Annotated in this window: 18 protein-coding genes; 5 read left to right on the top strand and 13 right to left on the bottom strand. The window is 61.5% G+C overall.

The features are described from left to right. Positions 1-85 precede the first annotated feature (85 nt). From JET17_RS04910 to JET17_RS04880, 7 genes are all read right to left on the bottom strand, one after another. Entirely contained in the window at positions 86-1,396 is a 1,311-nt protein-coding gene (locus tag JET17_RS04910; protein ID WP_012312891.1) for a sensor histidine kinase, read from the bottom strand. After that, entirely contained in the window at positions 1,386-2,069 is a 684-nt protein-coding gene (gene colR / locus JET17_RS04905; RefSeq protein ID WP_003255215.1) for a two-component system response regulator ColR, read from the bottom strand. The genes JET17_RS04910 and colR overlap by 11 nt, the downstream gene beginning before the upstream one ends. 167 nt (positions 2,070-2,236) lie before the next feature. Further along, positions 2,237-3,877 carry a chaperonin GroEL gene (groL, locus tag JET17_RS04900; protein WP_012312890.1) on the bottom strand — a complete coding sequence of 547 codons (1,641 nt, stop codon included), beginning with the start codon at positions 3,875-3,877 and terminating at the stop codon, positions 2,237-2,239. Between the two features lie 48 nt (positions 3,878-3,925). Further along, positions 3,926-4,219 (bottom strand): co-chaperone GroES, encoded by a 294-nt coding sequence (locus JET17_RS04895; protein WP_009395550.1) that lies wholly within the window; start codon positions 4,217-4,219, stop codon positions 3,926-3,928. A gap of 240 nt (positions 4,220-4,459) precedes the next feature. Next, the gene (locus JET17_RS04890) at positions 4,460-4,921 is read right to left on the bottom strand and encodes an FxsA family protein (protein WP_012312889.1); all 462 of its coding nucleotides are present in this window, start codon (positions 4,919-4,921) and stop codon (positions 4,460-4,462) included. A gap of 66 nt (positions 4,922-4,987) precedes the next feature. Continuing rightward, positions 4,988-5,719 (bottom strand): HugZ family protein, encoded by a 732-nt coding sequence (locus JET17_RS04885; RefSeq protein ID WP_012312888.1) that lies wholly within the window; start codon positions 5,717-5,719, stop codon positions 4,988-4,990. 141 nt (positions 5,720-5,860) lie between these two features. Continuing rightward, positions 5,861-6,871, bottom strand: coding sequence for a DUF481 domain-containing protein (locus JET17_RS04880; RefSeq protein WP_012312887.1), 1,011 nt, complete (start codon positions 6,869-6,871; stop codon positions 5,861-5,863). Between the two features lie 152 nt (positions 6,872-7,023). Between JET17_RS04880 and JET17_RS04875 the strand changes: the two genes are divergently transcribed. Together JET17_RS04875 and JET17_RS04870 are read left to right on the top strand one after the other, a co-directional pair. Further along, positions 7,024-7,377 carry an MGMT family protein gene (locus tag JET17_RS04875; RefSeq protein ID WP_012312886.1) on the top strand — a complete coding sequence of 118 codons (354 nt, stop codon included), beginning with the start codon at positions 7,024-7,026 and terminating at the stop codon, positions 7,375-7,377. A 43-nt stretch (positions 7,378-7,420) separates the two neighbouring features. Further along, positions 7,421-8,968 carry an AmpG family muropeptide MFS transporter gene (locus tag JET17_RS04870; protein WP_012312885.1) on the top strand — a complete coding sequence of 516 codons (1,548 nt, stop codon included), beginning with the start codon at positions 7,421-7,423 and terminating at the stop codon, positions 8,966-8,968. Positions 8,969-8,985: 17 nt separating this feature from the next. On the opposite strand, the gene JET17_RS04865 is transcribed toward JET17_RS04870, so the two are convergent. From JET17_RS04865 to JET17_RS04855, 3 genes are all read right to left on the bottom strand, one after another. Next, positions 8,986-10,230 carry an MFS transporter gene (locus tag JET17_RS04865; protein WP_012312884.1) on the bottom strand — a complete coding sequence of 415 codons (1,245 nt, stop codon included), beginning with the start codon at positions 10,228-10,230 and terminating at the stop codon, positions 8,986-8,988. Between the two features lie 221 nt (positions 10,231-10,451). Further along, a complete protein-coding gene (locus JET17_RS04860) occupies positions 10,452-11,294 on the bottom strand; it encodes a mechanosensitive ion channel family protein (protein ID WP_012312883.1) in 843 nt (280 codons plus the stop codon). A 114-nt stretch (positions 11,295-11,408) separates the two neighbouring features. Then, positions 11,409-11,894, bottom strand: coding sequence for a YajQ family cyclic di-GMP-binding protein (locus JET17_RS04855; protein ID WP_012312882.1), 486 nt, complete (start codon positions 11,892-11,894; stop codon positions 11,409-11,411). 102 nt (positions 11,895-11,996) lie between these two features. Here JET17_RS04855 and JET17_RS04850 point away from each other — a divergent pair, with 102 nt between their 5' ends. The 3 genes from JET17_RS04850 to JET17_RS04840 are packed head-to-tail and all read left to right on the top strand — an operon-like array spanning position 11,997 to position 15,550. Continuing rightward, a complete protein-coding gene (locus tag JET17_RS04850) occupies positions 11,997-12,914 on the top strand; it encodes a putative 2-dehydropantoate 2-reductase (RefSeq protein ID WP_012312881.1) in 918 nt (305 codons plus the stop codon). A 37-nt stretch (positions 12,915-12,951) separates the two neighbouring features. Further along, complete coding sequence (locus JET17_RS04845; RefSeq protein ID WP_012312880.1) at positions 12,952-14,982, top strand: sensor histidine kinase; 2,031 nt, start codon at positions 12,952-12,954, stop codon at positions 14,980-14,982. A 1-nt stretch (position 14,983) separates the two neighbouring features. Continuing rightward, on the top strand, positions 14,984-15,550 hold the full coding sequence (locus JET17_RS04840) for a cob(I)yrinic acid a,c-diamide adenosyltransferase (RefSeq protein WP_012312879.1): 567 nt from the start codon (positions 14,984-14,986) through the stop codon (positions 15,548-15,550). 39 nt (positions 15,551-15,589) lie between these two features. Here the strand turns inward: JET17_RS04840 and JET17_RS04835 are convergent, their stop codons facing one another. The 3 genes from JET17_RS04835 to argJ form a co-directional block, all read right to left on the bottom strand. After that, complete coding sequence (locus tag JET17_RS04835) at positions 15,590-16,534, bottom strand: Nudix family hydrolase (protein ID WP_012312878.1); 945 nt, start codon at positions 16,532-16,534, stop codon at positions 15,590-15,592. Next, positions 16,531-17,163, bottom strand: coding sequence for a glutathione S-transferase family protein (locus JET17_RS04830; RefSeq protein WP_012312877.1), 633 nt, complete (start codon positions 17,161-17,163; stop codon positions 16,531-16,533). Before JET17_RS04830 ends, JET17_RS04835 begins: the two co-directional genes overlap by 4 nt. A gap of 119 nt (positions 17,164-17,282) precedes the next feature. Beyond that, a complete protein-coding gene (gene argJ / locus JET17_RS04825; RefSeq protein ID WP_012312876.1) occupies positions 17,283-18,500 on the bottom strand; it encodes a bifunctional glutamate N-acetyltransferase/amino-acid acetyltransferase ArgJ in 1,218 nt (405 codons plus the stop codon). Positions 18,501-18,589 lie beyond the last annotated feature (89 nt).

The raw sequence follows: 18,589 nt of genomic DNA, 5'->3' as shown, positions 1-18,589 counted from the left end.
CAAGCACCTTAAGGAACACGGCGTAGGAAACAGGTCATACCAATGTGAAAAAAGTGTTATCCCTAAAGGAATATAGCCCAGCAATTTACTCGCACAGCTTTGACGGATCGGACTTTTCAGCGCTTTGGCTCAAGTCCACCTGAAAGCGGCAACCATGGGGGGCTGTAGAGGTCAGCGTAACGCGCCATCCCTGATCGTCACAGATCCGTTGTACCAGCGATAAGCCAAGGCCCAGACCTTCGCCACGTCGCTCATCACCACGCACGAAGGGTTTGAACATCGCTTCGCGCTGCTCCTCCGGAATGCCGACCCCGCTGTCTTCGACGCTGAACCCATTGGCTTCAAGACTCAGGCGGATGTAACCACTGTCGGTGTAGTGCGCAGCGTTGCGCAAAAGGTTGCCCATCACCGATTGCAGGAACGTCGCGTTATACAGCAGCGGTCCTGCACTGACGCGGCCATCGAAGTACAGCGTCAGCCCTTTCTGCTCGATGGTATCGCGCCATACGCCAATCAGATCGTCGGCCACCTCGCGCAGCGTCGCTTGGGAGGCCACGGCACCCTGGTCACGCTGGGCACGGGCGAGCATCAGGAAGGTTTTGACCAACTCACGCATTTCTTCGGTAGCCCGGGCGATGCGCTCAACCTGGCTACGTGAGCGGCTATCCAGACTGGGGTTTTCGATCAACAGCTCGCAGGAGGTGGCCAGAACCATCAGCGGCGTGCGCAATTCGTGGCTGACATCACTGGTGAACAGACGCTCGCGGGTCAGTGCATCGCGCAAACGGCCAAGCGTATCGTCGAAGGCCACTGCTAGCTGGCCGACTTCATCGGCTGCGTAATCGGGTGCCAAGGGCGGTGCCAGGCCAAGCAGCTGATCACGATGGCGTACTTGCCGCGCCAGGCGGATCACCGGTGCCATCACTCGTCGCGCCAGCAGCCAGCCGAGAAACACTGCCAGGACCAGGCTGAGCACAAAACCCACCACGACGACGGCGAACAGTACCCGTTCGCGCTCTTCGAAATCGCTCTGGTCCTGCAGCAATACGTAATGTCGGCCGTCTACGATTTCCACCATTGCGTGGTAGGAAAGCTGGTCACGGAATACCTCATGAAAGCCTGCATCGAGGTGGCGCAAGTCTTTTGGCAGCTCGAAGTCATCGCGCCCACCGCTGAAGTAGAACAACTGGTCAGGGCGCGGCCGATGGCTCCAGTCACTGATGCTGTCCATACGCAACAGACGCTGCAGGTCGCCGCCCAGCACCGAGGAGATCAAGCGCTCTTCAACCAGATGGACAGTGGCGACGATACCGAAGGCGAACGCCCCAGCCACCAGCGCGCTCATCAGCGCAAACGCGATGATGATGCGCTGCGCCAGGCTTTGCTTAAACTCCATCGCGACCCTCGGCGAGGCGATAGCCGACGCCATGGACGGTATGCAGCAACGGCTTTTCGAACGGTTTGTCGATTACTTGGCGCAGCTGGTGTACATGGCTGCGCAAGCTGTCGCTGTCGGGGCAATCATCACCCCACAACGCCTCTTCCAGTACCTCGCGGCGCAACACGTGGGGGCTTTTCTGCATCAGCACGGCGAGCAGCTTGAGGCCGACAGGGTTGAGCTTGAGCAAGCGCCCCTGGCGGGTGACTTCGAGGGTATCAAGGTCGTAGCTCAGGTCGGCAACCTGCAGGGTGCGCCGCCCGCCACCCTGGGCGCGACGCAGCACGGCTTCGATGCGCGCGGCGAGTTCGGACAGGGCGAACGGTTTGAGCAGGTAATCGTCGGCGCCGGAGCGGAAGCCCTGCAGGCGGTCGTCGAGTTGGTCGCGGGCGGTCAGCATGATCACTGGCGTATCGCGACGGGCATCCTCGCGCAGGCGCTTGCACAGGGTGTAACCGTCGATTCCAGGCAGCATGATATCGAGCACGATAAGGTCGTAATGCTCGGTGGCAGCCAGGTGCAAACCTGACAGGCCGTCCTGGGCGCAGTCGACGGTGTAGCCCTTCATGCCCAGATAATCAGCCAGGTTGGCAAGGATATCGCGGTTGTCTTCAACCAAAAGAATGCGCATCGGGTTCTCCTGTGCGGCGCTTCGCTGTGGTGCGCGGCAGGCGCAGCTTAAGGCCATCGCCCGGACAGTGCCAGTGCTGGTAGAAATTCAGCGAAGTTGACGCAAACGAAAAAGCCCCGATTCTCACGAATCGGGGCTTTTTCCTGTTACAGGGGGGTGAGGCTGGCTTACATCATGCCGCCCATACCGCCCATGCCGCCCATGTCTGGCATGCCGCCAGCTGGCTTGTCTTCCGGCAGATCTGCAACCATGGCTTCGGTGGTGATCATCAGACCGCCGATCGAAGCAGCTGCTTGCAGGGCCGAACGGGTGACCTTGGCTGGGTCAAGGATACCCATCTCGATCATGTCGCCGTATTCGCCGGTAGCAGCGTTGTAGCCGTAGTTACCCGAACCTTGCTTGACCTTGTCGGCCACAACGCTTGGCTCATCGCCGGCGTTGGCAGTGATCTGGCGCAGCGGCGCTTCAACAGCGCGACGCAGCAGGGCGATACCGACGTTCTGGTCTTCGTTGTCGCCTTTGAGGTCGACAATGGCGGCCAGAGCGCGAACCAGGGCAACACCACCGCCAGGCACCACGCCTTCTTCGACGGCTGCACGGGTAGCGTGCAGGGCGTCTTCAACGCGGGCTTTCTTCTCTTTCATTTCAACTTCGGTGCCAGCACCGACCTTGATCACGGCAACACCGCCAGCCAGCTTAGCCAGGCGCTCTTGCAGCTTCTCACGGTCGTAGTCCGAAGAGGTTTCTTCGATCTGGGCACGGATCTGCTTGACGCGTGCTTCGATGTCGGCGTCAACGCCAGCACCGTCGATGATGGTGGTGTTTTCCTTGGACAGGATAACGCGCTTGGCGTTACCCAGGTGCTCCAGGGTAGTGGTTTCCAGGGTCAGGCCGATTTCTTCGGAGATCACCTGGCCGCCGGTCAGGACGGCGATGTCCTGCAGCATGGCCTTGCGACGGTCGCCAAAACCTGGTGCCTTGACTGCAGCAACCTTGACGATACCGCGCATGTTGTTGACGACCAGGGTAGCCAGAGCTTCGCCTTCGACGTCTTCAGCAACGATCAGCAGTGGGCGGCCGGCCTTGGCAACGGCTTCCAGAACTGGCAGCAGCTCACGAATGTTGGAGATTTTCTTGTCAACCAGCAGCAGCAGCGGGCTTTCCAGCTCGGCAACCATGGTGTCCGGCTTGTTGACGAAGTAAGGCGACAGGTAGCCGCGATCGAACTGCATGCCTTCTACGACGGACAGTTCGTTTTCCAGGCCCGAGCCTTCTTCAACGGTGATCACGCCTTCTTTGCCGACTTTTTCCATGGCTTCAGCGATGATTTCGCCGATGGAGTTGTCGGAGTTGGCGGAGATGGTGCCAACCTGAGCGATTGCCTTGGAGTCGGCGCATGGCTTGGACAGGTTTTTCAGCTCGGCGACGACGGCAGCGGTGGCCTTGTCGATGCCGCGCTTGAGGTCCATCGGGTTCATGCCGGCAGCGACGGCCTTCAGGCCTTCGTTGACGATGGCCTGAGCCAGAACGGTCGCGGTGGTGGTGCCGTCACCGGCAGCATCGTTGGCCTTGGAAGCGACTTCCTTGACCAACTGGGCGCCCATGTTCTCGAAGGCGTCTTTGAGCTCGATTTCTTTGGCGACGGAAACGCCGTCCTTGGTGATGGTCGGCGCGCCGAAGCTCTTGGCCAGAACCACGTTGCGGCCTTTCGGGCCCAGGGTCGCTTTTACCGCGTCAGCCAGAACGTTGACGCCAACCAGCATTTTTTTACGGGCGGAATCGCCGAATTTTACGTCTTTAGCAGCCATGATCGTTTAATCCTTGAAATTCTTTGGAGTAACGGGAAGTCGGGGAAATCAGCCTTCGACAACGGCGAGGATTTCGTTCTCGCTCATTACCAGCAGGTCTTCGCCATCGACTTTCACGGTGTTGCTGCCCGAGTAAGGGCCGAAAACCACTTTGTCACCCACTTTGACGGCCAGCGCACGTACTTCGCCGTTGTCCAGGATGCGACCGGTGCCGACGGCGACAACTTCGCCACGGTTTGGTTTTTCAGCGGCCGAACCCGGCAGGACGATACCGCCAGCGGTTTTCGATTCTTCTTCGCTGCGACGGATGACTACGCGGTCATGCAGAGGACGAAGCTTCATTGTCGATCTCTCCCAATTTGTGGTTTTCATCGGCCGGTGTCGACACCGGCGGGTTGATGCTGTCCGGCGTTGCCGGGGGTGGCCCGCGACGGGCGAACCACCTGTGTATTGTCTGGTGTTGCCACCAGAAACCTTGCGGTGACCACATACATGAGGCCGGCATGATCAATTACAAGGCTTGCTACAGAAATTTTTTCAACGAGCAGAAAAGCTTGGGGCCGCAAAGCGGCCCCAGGATGTCTACTTGTCGCGACGCTCGTATTCGCCTTCGATCACATTGGGCCGGTGGCCGCTGTCGCGCGGCTGTGCCTGAAAGGGGTCATCCTGAAACGCCCGCTGGCGCATGGCCTGGGCCTCGGCACGCTGACGCATCTTGCGCGCGGCAAGGTGGCGGGTGAAGGGCAGCAGGCAGAGCAGGCCCAGCACGTCACTGATGAAGCCCGGGAGCAGCAGCAGGCCACCACCCACCGCCAGCATCAGGCCCTGGAACATGTCCTCGGCGGGCAGTTCGCCACGCTGCAGGCTCTCACGGGCACGCAAGGCGGTGGCCAGGCCAGCCACACGCATTACCAGCACACCCAAAGCGGAACCTGCGATGATCAACAGCAACGCCGGGAAGAAACCGATGGCTGCGCTGACCTTGACGAAGACGAACAACTCCAGCACAGGGAAAAGCAGAAACAGCAGTAGAAAAACACGCATCAAGGATTCCTCGACGGAAGACTATCTTCCTTTAAGACCATCAGATGGATGCGTGCGCTCGGTTTTTCAAGCTTCGATTTCTGTCGCGGCCGGCCATTGGTCGGCGCGCGCCAGCAAAACCAAGGCTTCGCGAACTTGTGTCGGCGTATTGCAATTGCTTGGGAAAGCTAGCCAATGGATACCTTGGCCTATGCGCAGGTGCATGCCTTCGCTGTCGATGCCAACCATCTGTGCTGGCGCGCTGCACGGCAAGTCGCTCAGTTCGACGTAGTGAGCGATGGCGTTGGCATGGTCGCTGTTCATGTGCTCGATCATGCTGGCCTCCGCCTTGCCGGCGAAGGGGTTGGCCAACGTCACCTGGTCGAGCCAGTGGATCGCACCGAAGCCACCTATGTAACGATGGCGCACCGGCTGAAGCACCCAGAAATCGAAATCGTGCGCCTTGTGATAGTTGGCGGCATCGGGGAAGTAACGGTAATAGCGTTCGGCAGCGGCGTCGACGGTAGCCTCATCGACCAGTTTGTGGGCCTCGGCCATGATGGTCAGGCGGCCAACGGCCTGCACATCCTCGGCTTCCCGCTCCCCCACCAGCAAGGAGCACTTCGGGTCTTTCTGCAGGTTGTGGGTGTGCTGGGCGATGCGACTGATGAGGATCAGCGGGTTGCCCTCGGCATCCAGGCAGTAAGGTACCACCGACCCGAACGGGAAGCCGGGCATGGACTTGGAATGGGTCGAGAGTACACCGCGGTACTCCTTGAGCAGCAGTTCCCGGGCGGGGCGGATGGCCTTTTGACTCACGTCTGACTCCTCGACAGGTAGCTATTGGGTTGCAAGCTACCTGTTAGCTTCAAGCTTCAAGCTGCAAGCTGCAAGCTGCAAGAAAAAGCAGGAGCGAGGCGCCCTGCCACTAGCTTTCGCTTGCAGCTTGAAGCTGACCTATCACCAGGTCACACCGAAGCCTGCGGTATAGCGCGTTTTGTCCAGGTCACTCTCACGCGTGCCAGTGATGATGTCTTTTTCTGCCTTGAGGTTGAGCGAGGCCCATTCGGTCACTTTGTAGCGCAGGCCCACCTCGGCATCCAGCGAATAGTCGGCAACGCCCCCCAAAGGCTTGGCGAACTCGCCATTGGTGAACAGCTGGACATTCTTGCCGATCAGGTAACGGGTGTAGTCCCACTTCACAGCTGCCGAGTAGAAGTTGTCCTTGCCGCCATCCTGGTATTCGAAGTCGGTGCGGTTGATCAGTGAGCCAAGCGAGAACGCGCCCAGTTCGTCATCCCAGAACTGGTAACCGGGGCCGGTACCCACGGTGCGCTGGCGCGCCAGATCCTCGATGTGATCACGCTTGTACTCAAGACGCCCCTGCCAGAACCACTTCTCGGTGATGAAGCGATCGAGCGCGTACTCTGCGCTCCAGTTGTTGGCCGTGGTGACGTCGTCCTTGGTCTCGCGGTTGTACTCACCTTCAGCGTTGTGCCGCCAGCGGCCATGGCGGGCCGTGGTCTTGAAGCCGATGTCATAGTCGTCGGTATCGTTCTCGGCACGTTTGTAGTCCAGCGCGGCATCGACATTACCTTTCCACACCAGGTCCTCGACCACAGGCTTGGGCTTCATGATCTGCTCGATGCTGGCAAGTTCTACAGTCTTGGGCGTCTCACCGTTGGCCAGGGTCACCTTGCCAGGCTCGGCGGCCTTCAACGACTTGGCCCGTTCGCCGTTGTAGGCGTCCTGCTTGACCAGCAGCTCCTGGTCGCTCTCCAGGGTCTGGACCTGTTTCCAGTCCAGCGAGACAGAACCACCGTATGGGGTCTCCAGCAGCAGCTTGCCACCGTCAAAGACGCGAATCTTACCGCTCAACCGGTCCCCGTTCTTCATCCACACGGTGTCGGCGAACGCAGGAGCAGCGCACAGGGAAGCGGTCAACAGGCACAACAAGGATCTAGAATGCATAAGCGGGGTACGGGTTCGATTAGACGAAAAAGCCGGGCATTATCCGGATGCCGACGACCAGAGCAAGGAATGACCCACCATAATGCTGTTGAGTTCAATACACATTTGCCGTGACCACTGGTCCGGTTTCACTAGAGGCCAGGGCTGCCGGGATGTCTGAGGGACATGGGCACGCGCTGGAAACGCCCGAGGCCCGACGAACGGCGCTGTATTCCGTGCTGGGCCAGGTGCCAGAAGGCAAGGTGGTCAGCTACGGCCAGCTCGCCGAATTGGCAGGGCTTGGCCGAGCGGCACGTTGGGTTGGAAAGACCCTTGGTCAGCTCCCTGCGGACACCCGTCTACCGTGGCACCGTGTACTGGGTGCCGGCGGTCGTCTGAGCCTGGCGCTGGGGACTCCTTCGGGTGATGAACAAAGGGCGCGACTGCGTGCGGAGGGCGTGAATGTAGCCAATAATCGTGTGGATATGATGCGTCATGGCTGGCGCCCAATGGAGCACAGCGGTTAGAGTGCGCGTTTTGTTTTCGCAAACTTGAGGCAGATGTTGGCCCATGCCCCGTAAAACCTGGCGCGCTGCGCTCGCTGCCTATGCCAGCCCGTCAACCCTGGTGCTTCTGCTGCTCGGCTTTGCTGCCGGTCTGCCCTATATGCTGGTGTTTTCGACCCTGTCGGTGTGGCTGCGCGAAGCTGGCGTGGCGCGCGAAACCATTGGCTATGCCAGCCTGATCGGCCTTGCCTATGCCTTCAAATGGGTATGGTCGCCGCTGCTCGATCAGTGGCGGTTGCCACTGCTGGGTGGGCTGGGTCGCCGGCGCTCGTGGCTGTTGCTGTCACAGGCACTGGTGGTGATCGGCCTGGTGGGCATGAGCCTGTGTGACCCTCAGCAACATCTGTCGTGGCTGATCGCTTTGGCCGTGCTGGTCGCGTTCGCGTCTGCCACCCAGGACATCGCCGTCGATGCCTATCGCCTGGAGATCGCCGACGATCAACGCCAGGCCGCCCTGGCCGCAAGCTACATGGCCGGTTACCGGATCGCTGCGCTGCTCGCCACCGCTGGCGCTCTGTTCTTTGCCGAATGGTTCGGCTCCACCGGTTTCAGCTACTTGCACAAAGCCTGGGCCGGCACTTACGTACTGTTCGGCGTGATGATGCTGCCTGCGCTGTTTACCACGCTGGTGATGCGCGAACCTCCCGTGCCATTGCGCACCCAGTTGTCGGCAGCGCGCTACGGGCTTATTCACCAGCTGGCCTCGGTGTTTGTGCTTATCATCCTGCTGGTGTCGGTACCGGCAAGCTTCACCCAGCTGTTCAACACCGACTGGGCCAGCGTCATCTTCGGCAATGCCACACCACTGGACCTGCTGCTCGAAGACCGCGCCTTCCTGCGTCTTATCCTCTATGTGCTGCTGAGCTGGGCGTGCCTGTCGAGCATGGGCCGTCGCGGCCTGGCGCCAGTGCTGACGCCAGTCAACGACTTCATCACCCGCTATCGCTGGCAGGCCCTGCTGCTGCTGGGCCTGATCGCCACCTATCGGATGTCGGACACGGTGATGGGCGTCATGGCCAACGTGTTCTACATCGACATGGGCTTCACCAAGGATCAGATTGCCAGCGTCAGCAAGATCTTCGGCCTGATCATGACCTTGGTGGGCGCAGGTGCAGGTGGGCTGCTGATCGTGCGTTTCGGCATACTGCCGATACTGTTCATCGGCGGGGCGGCCTCGGCGGGCACCAACATCCTTTTCCTGATGCTGGCCGACATGGGTCCGAACCTTCAAATGCTGGTGGTGACCATTTCGCTGGACAACTTCAGCTCGGGCCTGGCGACATCGGCATTCGTCGCCTACCTGTCGAGCCTGACCAACCTGAAGTTCTCGGCCACGCAATATGCCCTTCTAAGCTCGATCATGCTGCTGTTGCCACGCCTGATCGGCGGCTATTCGGGGGTGATTGTCGAGAAGTTCGGTTATCACGACTTCTTCCTGATCACGGCACTGCTGGGTGTACCGACCTTGATCCTGATCGCCTTGCAATGGCGACAGGAAGCGGGCCGCGGGAAACAGGCACCGGTGGAGAACTCGGCGACCGAGCAGCCCTGAGGGGGCCAGTACAATCGCTACTGAGCGACAGCCCCCTCATCAGGCCGGCTACCTACCACAAACCACAGCGGCCAGAGCGCCAGCGCCCCCGCTACGCCTGCCGCCAGGGCAAAGTGCATCAAGCTCGCACCTGCTCCGATCATCGCCATCAGCGCTCCACCCAAACCCAGCAAGGCAATGGTGATCATCCCCAGCATCGCAGACACCAAACCTTTGCTCTGATCGCTGGAGAACAGCGTCATGCGGTACAGCACCGCATTGGCTACGCCCAGGCCCAGGGCATACAGCGACATGCCCGCCACCACGCTGGTCACGGTGGGCCAGTACCAGGTGGCAAGCACCATCAGGCACAAACCTGCCAGGTATGGCCACAGCGCACCGCGCACCAGCGCCGGCAACGGATAGCGGTCAGCGATACGGTTGATGATCAGGTTGCCGAGGATCAGCCCTCCGAATACCGGCAACTGCCACAGGGCGTATTCCATCGTGCTGAGCCCCTCATCGTGGATAAGCAACACGGGTGAGAGGCCGATCCAGCCGATCAGCGGCAGCCCCACCAGGCCCAAAGCCGCGCTGCCGGCGACGAAACGCCGGTTGGCCAGCAGCTGGCCATAGCCCGCCAGTAGCGGCAGCAGCTGGATCGGCGTGAACGCCAGGCGTGAGCCGTCACGCCGCTCCACGCCCAAGGTCTCGGGCATCAAGCGGTAGAGCAGGCCCCACACCAACACAGCGCCAACGGCGAACGCCACGAACAGCCAGCGCCAGTCCAGCCATTGCAACATCAGGGTACCCACCAGCGGGCCGAGCAGTGGCGACAGCAAGGCAATATTGGCCAGCAATGCCATCATCCGCACCGCATCGGCCTCGCTGAACGCTTCGTTCAAGGCCGGGTAGCTGACTGTCACCACAAAACCCAGGCCGATACCCTGCAATAGCCGCAGCAGGTTGAAAAGGCCAATGTCCTGCACCCAATAGGTGGCCAGGCAAGCCGCACCAAAGAGCGCGCAACCGGCCAGCAGCAGCGGACGACGGCCATAACGGTCGGCCAGCGGGCCGATCAGCCACTGCAGTACCACACCACCGAGCAGGTACAGGTTCAACGCGTGCGGGATGTATTCGGGGCTGGCGTTCAGATGGTCGACCACCACCGGCATGGCCGGCATGACGGCGTCGCTGGCCAGGTAGGTCAGCAGTTCGAACAAGGCCAGGGTCAGGCCGAACAACAGGGCTCTGAGAGGGGTGATGTACAGCAATGGTTTCATGGTGGATATCGGTGCTGAGGCAGGTGGGGTCAGGCTATATGCCAGAAATGACGCGGCTTGGCTGTGAACAAGTGTAACGACAAGGGGCCGCTGCGCGCCCCAATCGCCGGCATGCCGGCTCTCACAAGCTCACTGCAAGCATCAGGCGCAGTGCATTACCTGTGGGAGCCGGCTTGCCGGCGATTGGGCCGCACAGCGGCCCCCATGTTGCAACCCCAGCGTTACTGCGCGGCAGGCTCCTGAACCACACGAATCACCCGCTGCGGGAAAGGAATGTCGATTCCTTCAGCCTTCAGGCGATCACGCGCATGTTCATTGAGCATGAACATCACATCCCAGTAATCGCTGGTCTTGGTCCACAGGCGCAGCGAGACGGTGATCGAACTGTCCCCCAGGGTCGACACCACGGCCTGCGGCGCCGGGTCAGGCAGCACGCGAGGGTCCTGCGCAAGCTCCAGCAATACGTTGCGCGCCTTCTGCAGGTCGGCCTCGTAATCCACCCCCACGTCGAACACCACCTTGCGCGTCGGCTGGCGGTTGGTGTTGGTGATGATGCCGTTGGACAGGCTGCCGTTAGGCATGATCACTGTCTTGTTGTCACCAGTGCGCAACACAGTATGGAAGATCTGAATGCTGTCTACTGTTCCCGCCACACCCTGCGCCTCGATCCAGTCGCCGATGCGGAACGGGCGGAACATCAGGATCAGCACGCCGCCGGCGAAATTCGCCAGGCTGCCCTGCAAGGCCAGGCCGATGGCCAGGCCGGCGGCACCAATGGCAGCGACGAAAGAGGTGGTTTCGATGCCGATCATCGACGCCACGCTGACCAGCAGCAGCACCTTCAGCACGATGTTGGCCAAGGTGCTGATGAAGCCCTGCAGCGCCAGGTCGGCGTTACGCAGACCCACCAGTTTGCCCAGGCGGGCGCTGACCTTGTTGATGATCCACCAGCCGACCGCCAGGGTCAGCAGTGCCAGCAGCACACGGCTGCCGTACTCCATGATCAAAGGGATCCAGGTCTGCGATTGGCGGACCAGCTGATCGACTTCAGCGTTCAAATCCATGTTCATCTCCTGATGCCGAACGGCAAGTACGCGGTAAAACCGGCCACCAAAATATCAGCGGCCATGGCCCCCATGGACATCATTGCGCCATCGGGGTTCCTGGCAACACCAGGATCAGTCGCGGAAGTTGTTGAACTGCAGCGGCATGTCGAACTCTTTGGCGCGCAAGGCAGCAATGGCCTCTTGCAGGTCATCACGCTTCTTGCCGGTCACGCGCACCTGCTCACCCTGGATGGCAGCCTGGACCTTGAGCTTGGCATCCTTGATGTGGGCGACGATCTTCTTGGCCAGCTCTTTGTCGATGCCTTCGCGGAACTTGGCTTCCTGCTTCATTTCCTTGCCCGAGGCGTAGGCGTCTTTGGTTTCCAGGCATTTCACGTCGATCTTGCGCTTGACCAGCGCCAGGCGCAGGATCTCGATCATCGCTTCGAGCTGGAACTCAGCCTCGGCAGTCAGCAGCACGGTCTGTTCCTTTTCCTTGAACTCGAAGCTGCCCTTGCCTTTGAGGTCGTAACGACGGTCGAGCTCCTTGATGGCGTTTTCGACGGCGTTCTGCACTTCGTGCTTGTCCAGTTCCGATACCACGTCGAACGAAGGCATGGTTGTTCTCCATAAAATAAAAGCGCGCTCAGTCTGAAGATGGAGCGCGTCGGGGTTTGAAGGTTAAAATGCGGGCTTATTATAACGGGTTGCGAAACGCAGATGAGCAGCACCTGGCATATTCTCGGCGCCGGTAGCCTCGGCACCCTCTGGGCTTGCCGGCTGGCACGTGCCGGTAAGGCGGTGCGCCTGATTCTGCGCGATCGTCAGCGGTTGCAGGCCTATGAACAGGCTGGCGGCGTGACACTGGTCGAACAGGATCACGCCAACCTTTACGCGATCCCTGCCGAAACAGCCGATTCCAACGGGCCGGTGCACCGCCTGCTGGTGGCTTGCAAGGCCTACGACGCAGCACCTGCGATAGCACGGCTGGCCCCGCGCCTGGCCGCTGGCGCCGAACTCGTGCTGCTGCAGAACGGGCTGGGTAGCCAGGACGAAGTCGCCGATCAGGTACCGCAGGCCCGCTGCATCTTCGCCTCCAGCACCGAGGGCGCGTTCCGCGAGGATGACTGGCGGGTACGCTTTGCCGGCCATGGTTTCAACTGGCTGGGCGACCCGGCCAACCCCGCGGCACCAGAGTGGTTCGACGAGCTCCATGACGCCAGCATCCCGGCTGAGTGGACCGTGGACATACTCACCCGCCTGTGGCGCAAGCTTGCGCTCAATTGCGCGATCAATCCGCTGACCGTGCTGCACGACTGCCAGAACGGCGGGCTGCTGGGGCATCTGAGCGAAGTCGATGGATTGATTGCAGAACTCGGCGCACTGCTGGGCCGGTGTGGCCAACCCGAAGCCGCCGATAATCTGGGCGAAGAAGTACAACGGGTGATTCTCGCCACGTCAGCCAACTACTCTTCCATGTATCAGGATGTGCGCGCAGGCCGGCGTACGGAGGTGCATTACCTGCTAGGCCATGCCTGCCGCGCAGCCGCGCGCCATGGCATGGTGCTGCCTGGGCTGGAACGCCTGCACCAGCGGCTGGTCGATAACCTGCGTGCACGTGGCTTGCCAAGCGCCTGACGCGCCCTTTCAACCGGATACGGACATTGCCTAGCCCATGACCTTGCGCCAACGCCTGGAAAACCTCCCGGTCGGGCAGAAGCTGCTGGCCGCCCTGATGGTGCTGCTGGTGACCATCCTGCTGGTGGCCAACCTGACGTTCATCAGTGCCGCCTACTGGATCACCCAGGAGAGCATGGCGCCGCAAGCGTTGCAGACCATCGGCCGCCTGGTCGCCAACCCTCAGCTGGCAGCACGCGCCGGCGAATCCCAGGACACTGCCACGGCGCTACTCAAAGAGCTGGACAGCTATACGCCACTGCGCGCTGCGGCGGTCTATGGTGGCGATGGTCGCATGCTGGCCCAGTTGCAACATGGCGACCCGCTGGCCCTGCCCAAGCGCTATCGAAACATCGACGGCTGGCGCTTGATGGAATTTCGCAGCACCCTACTGATCCGCATCCCCCGTGATGCCCGCCCGCCTGCACACCTGCTGCTGGTGGCCAGCAGCGAGCTGCCAACCGCGTTCTATACCGGGACCCTGAGCGCCAGCCTGGCGATTCTGGTGTTCAGCATCCTGCTATGGCTGGTCATCGCCCGGCAGATCAAGCGTCTGATCACGCAGCCGATCAATCAGCTCGAAGAGCTCAGCCGCCAGGTCACCCGCGAAGAAAGCTACGCGCTGCGAGCCAAAAAGGGCAACGACGATGAGATCGGCAGCCTCGCCGACGCCTTCAACACCATGCTTTCGCGCATCGAGGCGCGCGAGCAGCAACTCAAGCGCACCCGCGACGAATTCCAGGACGCTTACGATCAGGCCCAGGGCCTGGCAGAGGAAACTCGCCATACCAACCGCAAGCTGGAACTGGAAGTCCAGGTGCGCAGCAAGATCGAAAAAAAGCTCACGGGCTTTCAGAATTACCTCAACAGCATCATCGACTCCATGCCCTCGGCTCTGATTGCCCTCGACGAGCAGCTCTATGTCACACAGTGGAATCACGAAGCCACGGTGCTCTCCGGCACGCCGCTGGACGAAGCGCTGAACCAGCCGATCTTCATCGCTTTCGAACCGCTCAAGCCGTTTCTGCCGCAGCTAAAGGAAACCGTGGAGAAACACCGCGTCGCCAAGATCGAGCGGGTGACCTGGGCCAAAGGCGAGGACCTGCGCCATTACGCCCTGACGTTCTATCCACTGATGGGTGGCGGTGGCCGCGGCGTGGTCATCCGCATCGACGACATCACCCAGCGCCTGTCGCTGGAGGAGATGATGGTGCAATCTGAGAAGATGCTCTCGGTAGGAGGCTTGGCGGCCGGCATGGCGCACGAAATCAACAACCCGCTGGGCGCGATCCTGCACAACGTGCAGAACATCCGCAGGCGACTGTCGCCGGAGCTGCCACGCAATCAGGAGCAAGCCGACGAGCTAGGCATCGACCTGCCCAGCGTCAATCGCTACCTGGAAAGCCGTGAAGTACCGCAACTGCTCGACGGCATTCAGCAGGCCGGCGCCCGGGCGGCCAAGATCGTCACCCATATGCTCAGTTTCAGCCGCCGCAGCAACCGCCAACTGGCGCCATGCGACCTGCCGGCATTGATCGACCAGGCCGTGGAAATCGCCGGTAACGACTTTGACCTGACCATCGGTTTCGATTTCAAGGGCCAAGCCATTGTCCGCCAGTTCGATCCCAACCTGGGGCCGGTGCCGTGCACCGCCAACGAGCTGGAGCAAGTGCTGCTGAACCTGCTGAAAAATGCCGCCCAGGCCATTCACCAACGGCCGCAGCCCAGCGAGCCAGGGCGGATCACCCTGCGTACCCGGCTCAGCCCGCCATGGGCCGAAATCCAGGTGGAGGACAACGGCGTCGGGATGCCCGAAGCGGTCCGCAAGCGCACCTTCGAGCCCTTCTTCACCACCAAGGAAATCGGCCAGGGCACCGGGCTCGGGTTGTCGGTTTCATACTTCATCATCACCAATAACCACAAGGGGCAGATGGAAGTGCAGTCCACGCCCGGCCAGGGCACCTGCTTCACCCTGCGCCTGCCCCTCGGCCAGCCGTCGGCAACGGCCGTGAACCAGACGGAGACATGACATGGGCTATCGCCTGTCGAAGATTTACACCCGCACCGGCGACACAGGTGAAACCGGCCTGGGCGATGGGCGCAGAGTGCCCAAGGACCATCCGCGGATCGAGGCAATTGGCGAGGTGGACAGCCTCAACAGCCAGCTTGGGCTGTTGCTGGCCGGCCTTGCAGAGCAAGGCCTGGATGAGGTCAGCGAGGTTCTGGCGCCTTGCCAACACCGCCTGTTCGACCTCGGTGGCGAGCTGGCGATGCCCAGTTACAAGGCATTGAACGAGGCCGAGGTGGAACGGCTTGAGGCCGCCATCGATGGGTGGAACGAGGAACTGGGGCCGTTGACGAACTTTATCCTGCCCAGTGGATCTGCGCTGATCGCCCAAGCGCACGTCTGCAGAAGCCTGGCGCGCAGTGCGGAGCGCCGCTGCCAACAACTGAATGCAGTTGAGCCCCTGGAAGGTGTGGGGCTGGCGTATATCAATCGCCTTTCCGATCTGCTGTTTGTGGCGGCGCGGATCATCGGGCGGCGGCAGGGGATTGCCGAAGTGTTGTGGCAGGCTGCGCCCAAGCCAGCAGGCTGACCGCAAGGGGCTGCTTGGCAGCCCCCTCCGACAGCCGCGTCAGGCCTCAGGCCAAAAGGCCCGAATCCCGGCAACACCTTGCGCCCCGGCTTTCCAAGCACGCTCACGCTCGTCTGGCCCAATGCCACCGAGCAGGAACACCGGCTTGCCGAACCCGGCAATCAAGCGCTGTGCCTCATCCCAACCCAGCGGCGAGGCCTCAGGATGCGTCTGCGTCAGTTGCACTGGCGAGAGCGTCACGAAATCCACGCCCATCTGCTCAGCCAGTGCCAGCTCTTCAGCACTGTGACAGGACGCTGCCAGCCAACGATCTTTAGGGAAAGGCCGGCCCTTGGCGGCGTATTTGCGCAGTTGCGCAGCCGTCAGGTGCCAGCCTGCTGCGGGGAAGTCGCCCAACCACTCCAGCGGCCCCTTTAGCATCAACTGTGCCTTGCCCGCACATAGCCCCACCGCATCCACCGCCACATCGCGGTACTTGGGATCGTACATGTCCGGCGCGCGCAACTGGATCAGGCGGATGCCGCCGGCGACAGCCCTCTGGATGCCCTTGAGCATCTCGGGCACGTCCAGGCCCTCCGGGGTGATCAGGTACTGATCAGGCAGGCGCGCGGCGGCCACGATCGGCTTGTTGGCCTCGGGGAACTCATACTGTGGCAAGTCCCTCGGCGACACCCAGGCCAGCGGCTGGCCTTCAGCGCCGTGGGGCTCACCGGCGAACGCTTCGACCTCACGGACATCGAGCAACACCTGTTTGTCCGGGTAGTCGTGGCTGACCTTGATCAGCGCCCGTGAACGGGTCACTTCGATACCCAGCTCTTCGCGAAGCTCCCTAGCCAGCGCCGCTTCGACGCTTTCGCCCTCCTCCACCTTGCCGCCAGGGAATTCCCACAGGCCACCCTGATGCTGGCTGTCGGCCCGTCGGGCAATGAGGATACGGCCGTCTGTACCGCGAATGACCGCTGCTGCTACATGAATCCGTTTCACCCTTCACGCTCCGCCAGGCCTGCTTGCTGCCAGGCCTTGAAGGCCGGCCATTGGTAAATGGTTTCGATATAGCTCGCAGCCTGCGCTGGCACCTCTACACGGTAAGTACGCAGGCGCACGGCAACCGGGGCAAAGAAGGCATCGACCAGGGTCGGCTTGCCGAACAGGAACGGACCGCTGTCCTTGGCCACCAGACGGCATTCGGACCATAGCGCGACGATACGGTCGATATCCACCTGCACATCCAGCGGGATGTTTTCCAGCGCCTCGTCCCGGGACAGATCGAACGGCATGGCGCCACGCAGGGCGAAGAAACCGCTGTGCATCTGCGCGCAGGCCGAGCGGGCCTGGGCACGGGCTGCAACATCGACAGGCCACAGGTGGGCCTCGGGGTGGCGCTCGTTAAGGTATTCAGCGATGGCCAGGGAGTCGGCGATAACCCCGTGCTCGGTCTTGAGCAGCGGCACCTTGCCGGTGGAGGAGAATGCGAGAAGGCGCTGACGGGTGTCGGGCTGCTTGAGTTTGATCAGGGTTTCTTCATAGGGAACGCCAGCCAGCTCAAGGGCCAGGGCGCCGCGTAGCGACCAGGAAGAATACAGCTTGTCGCCGATGATCAGGTGATAGCTCATGGGTCGGCTCCGATGATGTGACAATGTCGGTGGCCTTGGGGCTGCTGTGCAGCCCATCGCCGGCAAGCCGGCTCACACAGATGGCTGCGAGCAGGCTTTTCGGCGATTAGGCCATTGGATCAGGTACGGTATTCGGCGTTGATTTTCACGTATTCGTGGGACAGGTCGGTGGTCCAGATGGTTTCGCTGCACTGGCCACGGCCCAGTTCGATACGGATGGTGATCTCCTCCTGAGCCATCACTGCCGAGCCCTGCTCTTCGGTATAACTCGGGCTGCGGCCACCTTTGCTGGCGATACACACATTGTCGAGGTACACGTCGATCAGGCTGACATCCAGCGCAGGCACCCCTGCGCGCCCTACGGCAGCAAGGATACGGCCCCAGTTCGGGTCTGAGGCGAACAGCGCGGTCTTGATCAGAGGCGAGTGAGCGACAGCGTAACCGACATCCAGGCACTCCTGATGGTTGCCACCGCCATTGACCTGCACGGTCACGAACTTGGTAGCGCCTTCGCCGTCGCGGACGATGGCCTGGGCCACTTCCATGCACACTTCGAACACCGCCTTTTTCAGCGCTTCGAACAGCGCGCCGCTGGCCTCGGTGACTTCCGGCAGGCCCGCTTTGCCGGTGGCGATCAGCATGCAGCAGTCGTTGGTCGAGGTGTCGCCATCGATGGTAATGCGGTTGAACGACTTGTTGGCGCCGTCGAGCATCAGGTCCTTGAGCACGGCCGGAGCGACTTTGGCGTCGGTAGCAATGTAGCCGAGCATGGTGGCCATGTTCGGGCGGATCATGCCGGCGCCTTTGCTGATGCCGGTAACGGTGACGGTCACGCCTTCGTGCTGGAACTGCCGGCTGGCGCCCTTGGGCAGTGTGTCGGTGGTCATGATGCCGGTAGCGGCTTCAGCCCAGTTGTTTTCCGACAGGTTGTCCAAAGCGGCCTGCAGAGCGCCTTCGATCTTCTCGACCGGCAGCGGTTCACCGATCACACCAGTGGAGAATGGCAACACCGAGTCGGCCGGCACGCCGGCCAGTTCCGCCAGCTTGGCACAGGTGCGCTCAGCGGCGGCCAGCCCCGGCGCGCCGGTGCCCGCGTTGGCGTTGCCAGTGTTGGTCAGCAGGTAACGCACGGTGCCCTGAACGCGCTGCTTGGAGAGGATCACCGGTGCTGCGCAAAAGGCGTTGAGGGTGAATACGCCTGCCACGCTAGAGCCTTCGGCGCAGCGCATGACCACTACATCCTTGCGCCCTGGGCGCTTGATGCCGGCAGAAGCGATGCCGAGTTCAAAACCCGGAACCGGGTGCAGGGTGGGCAAAGGACCAAGACCAACAGCCATTAGAGCGCTCCTAGAAAAACGGTGAAGAGATGAGGGAAGGGCGGGGCCGCTTCGCGCCCCATTCGCGGCACAAGGCCGCTCCTACAGGG

Origin of the sequence: Pseudomonas putida (assembly GCF_016406145.1) — a bacterium.
Classification (GTDB): domain Bacteria; phylum Pseudomonadota; class Gammaproteobacteria; order Pseudomonadales; family Pseudomonadaceae; genus Aquipseudomonas; species Aquipseudomonas putida_E.
Note: the sequence above shows the minus strand (reverse complement) of the source record. Positions and strands in the feature narration are given on the sequence as shown.